Origin of the sequence: Helicobacter equorum (genome assembly GCF_900198655.1) — a bacterium.
GTDB lineage: Bacteria > Campylobacterota > Campylobacteria > Campylobacterales > Helicobacteraceae > Helicobacter_F > Helicobacter_F equorum.
Genome location: NZ_FZPO01000028.1, coordinates 1 through 6,132, shown reverse-complemented (window position 1 = coordinate 6,132; position 6,132 = coordinate 1). Strand labels below are relative to the sequence as shown.

The 6,132-nt window shown below is 32.9% G+C and carries 6 protein-coding genes; all 6 read right to left on the bottom strand.

Features of this window, described 5'->3' with window-relative positions; genetic code table 11:
* Window positions 1–63: 63 nt before the first annotated feature.
* Window positions 64–951, bottom strand: coding sequence for a class I SAM-dependent methyltransferase (locus tag C6H22_RS05400; RefSeq protein ID WP_104694313.1), 888 nt, complete (start codon window positions 949–951; stop codon window positions 64–66).
* A gap of 131 nt (window positions 952–1,082) precedes the next feature.
* Window positions 1,083–2,129 (bottom strand): class I SAM-dependent methyltransferase, encoded by a 1,047-nt coding sequence (locus C6H22_RS05395; protein ID WP_104694312.1) that lies wholly within the window; start codon window positions 2,127–2,129, stop codon window positions 1,083–1,085.
* On the bottom strand, window positions 2,095–3,186 hold the full coding sequence (locus tag C6H22_RS05390; RefSeq protein ID WP_104694311.1) for a class I SAM-dependent methyltransferase: 1,092 nt from the start codon (window positions 3,184–3,186) through the stop codon (window positions 2,095–2,097). Before C6H22_RS05390 ends, C6H22_RS05395 begins: the two co-directional genes overlap by 35 nt.
* Window positions 3,173–4,348, bottom strand: a complete 1,176-nt coding sequence (locus C6H22_RS05385) for an acylneuraminate cytidylyltransferase (RefSeq protein WP_104694310.1) — start codon at window positions 4,346–4,348, stop codon at window positions 3,173–3,175. The genes C6H22_RS05390 and C6H22_RS05385 overlap by 14 nt, the downstream gene beginning before the upstream one ends.
* Entirely contained in the window at window positions 4,345–5,223 is an 879-nt protein-coding gene (locus C6H22_RS05380; protein WP_104694309.1) for an N-acetylneuraminate synthase family protein, read from the bottom strand. The genes C6H22_RS05385 and C6H22_RS05380 overlap by 4 nt, the downstream gene beginning before the upstream one ends.
* A complete protein-coding gene (locus C6H22_RS05375; RefSeq protein WP_104694308.1) occupies window positions 5,220–5,993 on the bottom strand; it encodes a CBS domain-containing protein in 774 nt (257 codons plus the stop codon). Before C6H22_RS05375 ends, C6H22_RS05380 begins: the two co-directional genes overlap by 4 nt.
* Between the last annotated feature and the right edge of the window lie 139 nt (window positions 5,994–6,132).

Genomic DNA, 6,132 nt, shown 5'->3' with positions numbered 1-6,132 from the left:
CCAAATCACCACTTTTTTCATTTTCTAGCTCCTTACATGAATATAAATAAGCTACGAATAATATCAATATAAACTAAATTGTGCAATAAGTGTATCAGTTGCACCCACGGAGGCTAGAGCAGATTCGTAAGCTTCTTGCAATACTTTAGAATCTAAAAATCCTCCCCATATCTTTTGACCAGCTGGAAGTCCATTTGAAAGCCAATATAACGTATTAGACAATGGATATCTTTGAATGCATTTTACAAAATCTACTTTCAGCCCTGCTTTTTCCCCAAGTTTTTGCAAGGTATGAGGATTATATAAATACAAATGAGGACTCCAATAAGTAAATTCACTAAAGGCTTTGTTTTTATAAATAGTTAACAAAGCATCATTAGCATTTGGCACTTCAATAATCATTTTACCTTTATCCTTAAGTAGCGAAGAGAGTTGAACAAGAATACTAATAGGATCTGACAAATGCTCAATGACATGAAAGGCAGTTATAAGATCATATCCCCCCCCCCCCGCAGCAGAAATTTTAGAATTCTTTGCTTGATCTAGGCTAGAAACCAATGGTATGTCATAATGTGCATACACAGGCTTTACTTGAGCTTCCAGTTCTACCCCTAAGACACTTTTTGCAAAAGGCTTGGCTTGAATAAGAAATCCAGCATATCCACTCCCAAAATCTAGAATATCTTTGCCTATAACAGAATCTAATACAAATTCTAATCTTGATCTATTAAATTTATAAGCATCATTAATAAAGTCAGTACACCCAGTAGCATCATAAACTTTTGGTTGATTATGCATATTACCTTCTGCATAAAAAATCTCATTTGTATGTTGCTCACTTAAAAATACCAAACCACAATCCTCACATTCTAAAATCTGTATGCTAGGATTATCTCGAACCTTGCCTTCTCTGTTAAAATATTTTTTACTTCCACATAAATAACACTGCATAAAAACTCCTTCATAACTTTGTTTGTATTATATCTCAATGCTATCAAATTCCCACGTCTTTGACTATAAACCACTCTAGGAATTGTTTTAATTATTTCAATACAAAATCTCTATAGTTTTCATACTATTCCTTAATTCTTTTGCAACACAACCAACATAAAATCTGCTAAATTATTTTTATCAATCACAGCTTGGACTTCACTAGATATAGCACAAATACTCTCATACAAGTGATTTGCATTAAAACTATCAAATGCATGAATAAGATCCATAAACCCCTGCCCATAACACCATTTACCAACCATACTATATCCACCCCCCCCCCCCATTATACATTTCTCTAAAGCTCTCTCACTAAAGATATTAAGATGATAAGGAGGTATTAAATGCCTATATACTTTATGTGGAGACATGACATTGGCATAACTAGCCAGAGATGGATGACGAGGAACTTCAATAATTAGTAAAGAACCTGTTTTCATTGTATCGCCAAAGAACCCCAACACCTTTCTAGGATTCTCTAAATGCTCTAGGGTATTGAAAAATGTTATCACATCGGCTCTTGCAATCCACTCTAAAAGCTTAATATCACAATTTGTAATATCCAAAAATCCTGACCGAACATATTCTCCACCAAGCCTTTCATTTGAAAATTGCAACGATTTTTTATCAGATTCAAACCCCATAATATCGTAACCAAGCTCCTTGGCTGCATAGAGATTCTCGCCTCCTCCACTACCTATATCAAGCCATGTTTTAAAATCAAAATTTTGATTATTTTTTAAATTCTGCACCACCGAATCTATAAAAGCAATCTTTGGCATAGCAATATTTTCCAAACGCTTTGCAAAAATTTCATCACTCAAATAGCACTCAAATGAACTTTCCTTGCCATCATTAACATAAAGCTCAGTCAAATTTTTAAGAGGGTTTTGCAAAAATACATCAAAACATTCTTGGCACTCTTTGTAAATAAAGCCATAAATTTGCGCAAAATCTTTAATGTTCTCGCTTCCACATATTGGGCATTCTGTAAAAAAATATTTATCTTTTGCAAGAAATTGCTCGGCTTTATGTTTAGCATTATGTATCTGTGCACCAATCCATTGTGGTGCGCGTAAAAGTGACTTATTGTCAAAAGGCTTACCATATTTTTCTGCAACTTTTATGTTTTTCATTGTTTGACCTTTTATATTTTTTAAAGACACATCTCATATACCCCCCCCCAGCTACCGAAGTAGTATAATATTGCAAAAATGCCTTTGTAGCGTCATCGGCACAAGTAACAAAATCTTTAATAGTGTTATCTATATTTTGTTCTTGACAAAGCTCTAAGATACCTATATCAAAAATACCTTTAGTATCTATATAGCTAAGAGCAAATTTATTTCTGTAAGCAAATAAATTTATATTTTGGGTACTAAAACCATTAAGATGCATGGGAGGAAATATAGCACTTGTGATAATTTTATTATCATAATAATAAGGCAACAACAATTCCGTTATACCAATGCTATTTGGGACAGCAAACAAAAATAAACCCTCTTGCTTGAGTAGAGAATAAATTTGGCTACAAAATTCGTTGGGATCGATAAGATGCTCCATTAAGTCAAAGCTAATAATCACATCAAATTGATCATTAAATACTTCTAGATTGTCGGTACTAATATTTTCAAAAACTATATTATTGTCACTTTCTCTTTTTAGTTCGTTAGCAATTTGTATGGCTCTAGCATCCAAATCTATCCCATGATAATAAATATCACAATAACCTTTTTCTACGAGAAAATCTCTTAGTGAGTATATAAGATTACCGGTATTACAACCAACTTCGAGAATTTTTACTTTTTGCGTCGCATTTTTCAATAGATTCTCTATCTGAGAAAAAATAAACTCCGTTCTTTCATCTTTGATCATGCTAGCATCATGTTGTGTCTTATGTAGCGTGGTATAAAGCTTCACACTATCACATTTATTATAATAAATATCAAGAATTTCTGCACTTGGAATAGGATTCACATAATACGAATTACAAATCTTGCAAATACAAACTTCGTAACGCTCCAAAAATCTATCAGCTTCTCTATAGTCATCGCTATTACAAATTGGGCATTTTCTATATTCAAACTTATCCCTGTAATAATCAAAAATAAACTTGGCATCTTCCATCCGTGTGCTTGATAATTCTTTAATATTTTCTAATGGTTTGTAATCTGTGTATTTAAAATATGTCATTGCAATTTCCCTCAATAATCTGATCTATAAACTCTCTCACAGCACCATCCCCTCCCTTTTTGTTTAATTGGATAATACCTTCTATTGATTTTATTTTTTCATGGGCATTTATTGGACAAGCCTTTTGTCCAGCACACATCAATACCAACAAACAATTAACATCATCTCCAATATATGCAACCTCCTTAGGAGAGATTTTCTCTCTTTTGCAAATATCAAAAAGTTTATCTCTTTTTTCTTCTGCATTTAGCCCCATATATAAATAATCAACGGCAAGTTTTTTTGCTCTCTGCTCAATAATAGAGTTATTTTCCCCTGTTAAGATAGCTGTTTTAATGCCATGCTTTCGTAGAATCTCAAAACCCTTACCATCCAAACTGCTAAACTTCTTACCTTCGACCCCATTATCATAATAATACATCCCGCCATCTGTGAGTGTCCCATCTACATCACTAACAAAGAGCTTTATAGGTAACATTTTTGTTTGCAATCTTTGAGATTGGTAATTTTTCATCAAAAATTCTGTAATATGCCAATCAACTTCCTCATCAATTTCTATTCCCTTATACTCCTCCATTTCATAAATACCTATATTCCCAGCAATTCTATTTTGTGAATGTTGTATATTTTTAACCTTTGTTATATAAAATGCACCATTCTCCATAAAACAACCATCAAAATCTTGTCTTCTTGGTCTTTTTTTGAAATCGTAATTTAAAGCATTACCCTCGTTATCCCAAAAAAATCTTTTTATCTTCACGCAACTAAGCAAACTATCTATATTCTTTTCTTTAAAATCGGCGATAGCTTCATCAAAATCTTTGGTTTCTGTCAATGGTGAAGTTGCTTGAACTAACATAAAAATATCATCAGCAAAAAGATTCTTATTATGATTTATATACTCAAGCATAACAGACTCGCTACTAGAACAATCCTGTGCATTCTTAGCGTCTCTTCTATATATCTCAACCTTAGAAAAACAAAACGATGAGACTACATTATAAATTTCATCACAATCTGTTGCAATAACAACCTTATCTACTGCCGATTTCTGTAAGGCTTCTAGATTCCAGTAACATAGTGGTTTACCACAAAGATTCTTAATGTTTTTAAATTCTATACTCTTACTGCCACATCTCAAAGGCATAAAGGCAAATATCATGAATAACATCCATATTTTAGTTTCTTTCTTTGGTCTATTTCTATATCCAATATTTCCTTTTCCTTATGTCTTAATGCTTGCTGAACCTCACCAATAGAATCTACAAGTTTCTGCAATTCGTTAGGCTCAAGCGAAGCGCTGTGATCCGTTCCCTTCCAATTCTTATTTTTCGTAAAATGTCTCTCGATAAATCTCGCACCTAGTGTAAATGCTGCGACATCTAAATTCACGCCCAAATGATGTCCAGAATACCCAACATATTTAATCCTATCGCCATATGCTTCATAAATTCTTGAAATCTCTAATAGACAAGCTTCTTTGCACGAAATAGGATATCCAGAAGTGCAAGCGTATAAGACTAATCTGTGCGCTTGATCATTATATTCAAATAACTCTATAATTTTTTGCTCTTCCGCCCTAGTAGTCATTCCCAAACTAATATGCACTTCTCCTTCATAGTCATCTCGCATAATCTCCAGCAATGCATAATTTGTATTGCATCCAGAAGGAATTTTTATTAGCGTAGGATTTAAGCTAATAATTTCTTTTGCAGATGTGCAATCCCAGACAGATGTGCTATATTCTATTCCTATTTCTTGAGTGTAAGCCTGTAACTCTTTATGTTGTTGCAAAGAAAACTCTAGGAATTCTCTATGTTCTCCATAAGTTTTTCCATAAGAATTTTTTGGGTTTGGGTGAGGCGCACTATATTGCTCTACGCTTAATAACTCTCTATTGTTTCTTTTTTGAAATTTAGCAATGTCTGCTCCAGCTTGTTTTGCCAACACTATTAACTCCTTGGCAATTGCTATATCACCCTTATGATTACACCCTATCTCTGCTATAATTTGCGGTTTTTGGTAAGAAACACTCACTGTTTACTCCTTCCATATGAATCTTGATATCTAATTATGTCATCCTCTCCAAAGTATGTCCCTAATTGAACTTCACAGAAAATGAGATTACGAGTTTTACTAACATTAGAAATTCTATGTTTACATCCTTTAGGAATAAAAATGTATTTTCCAGGATATACATCAAGTCGAGAATCCTCCAAGATTACCCTGCCATGACCATAAACAATTACCCAATGCTCTTCTCGCTTTTTGTGCTTTTGGAGACTTATTTGTTGATTTGGGAAAATATTAATAAGCTTAGCTTGCGTATATCTTGTAAGGGCGATACTCTTATAGAAGCCCCAAGGACGTAACATAATGTTGTCTTCTGCTTTATTTTTCTTTGACTTACAAAAAGTAAAACTGGGCATAAAGATCTTATTTTCTAACATCATAGCATGAACATCTTCTTTTGTTAGAAAACTGATGATCTTTCCGTGACTATCAACTATTGGTAAGATTCTTACAGTATGGTTTTGGAAAATATTTACTAATGCAATAAACTGACACTCTTGCTCACTAATAGATATAAATGATTTATTTTGTAGCAATGTGAAAATAGGTGTGTGAATACTAAAGCTTTCACCCTGATTTATGATATACCTTCGCACATCACCATCTGTGATAACTCCTACAATTTTCTCATGATCATTAATAACAAATACTGCTCCGTTTTTGTTCTTTTCAATTTTTTTTATAACATCTAAAATACTGGCTTCTTGAAAAACGATCATTGTTTGACTAATCACTAAAATACCCCTTTACTTTAATTTGTGATAAACACCCAAAAATCAAAGATTGAAAATGGTAATTTTCATAAATATAAAAGCGTATTTTTGGGATTTGTGCGTTGCAAAATGTAAGGTTTCATTAAATGATTTTTAAGAA

Excerpts from the sequence above, each read along its gene's own strand:
- C6H22_RS05400 (WP_104694313.1), bottom strand. The coding sequence starts at position 951 with ATGCAGTGTTATTTATGTGGAAGTAAAAAATATTTTAACAGAGAAGGC.
- C6H22_RS05395 (WP_104694312.1), bottom strand. The coding sequence starts at position 2,129 with ATGAAAAACATAAAAGTTGCAGAAAAATATGGTAAGCCTTTTGACAAT.
- C6H22_RS05390 (WP_104694311.1), bottom strand. The coding sequence starts at position 3,186 with ATGACATATTTTAAATACACAGATTACAAACCATTAGAAAATATTAAA.
- C6H22_RS05385 (WP_104694310.1), bottom strand. The coding sequence starts at position 4,348 with ATGATATTTGCCTTTATGCCTTTGAGATGTGGCAGTAAGAGTATAGAA.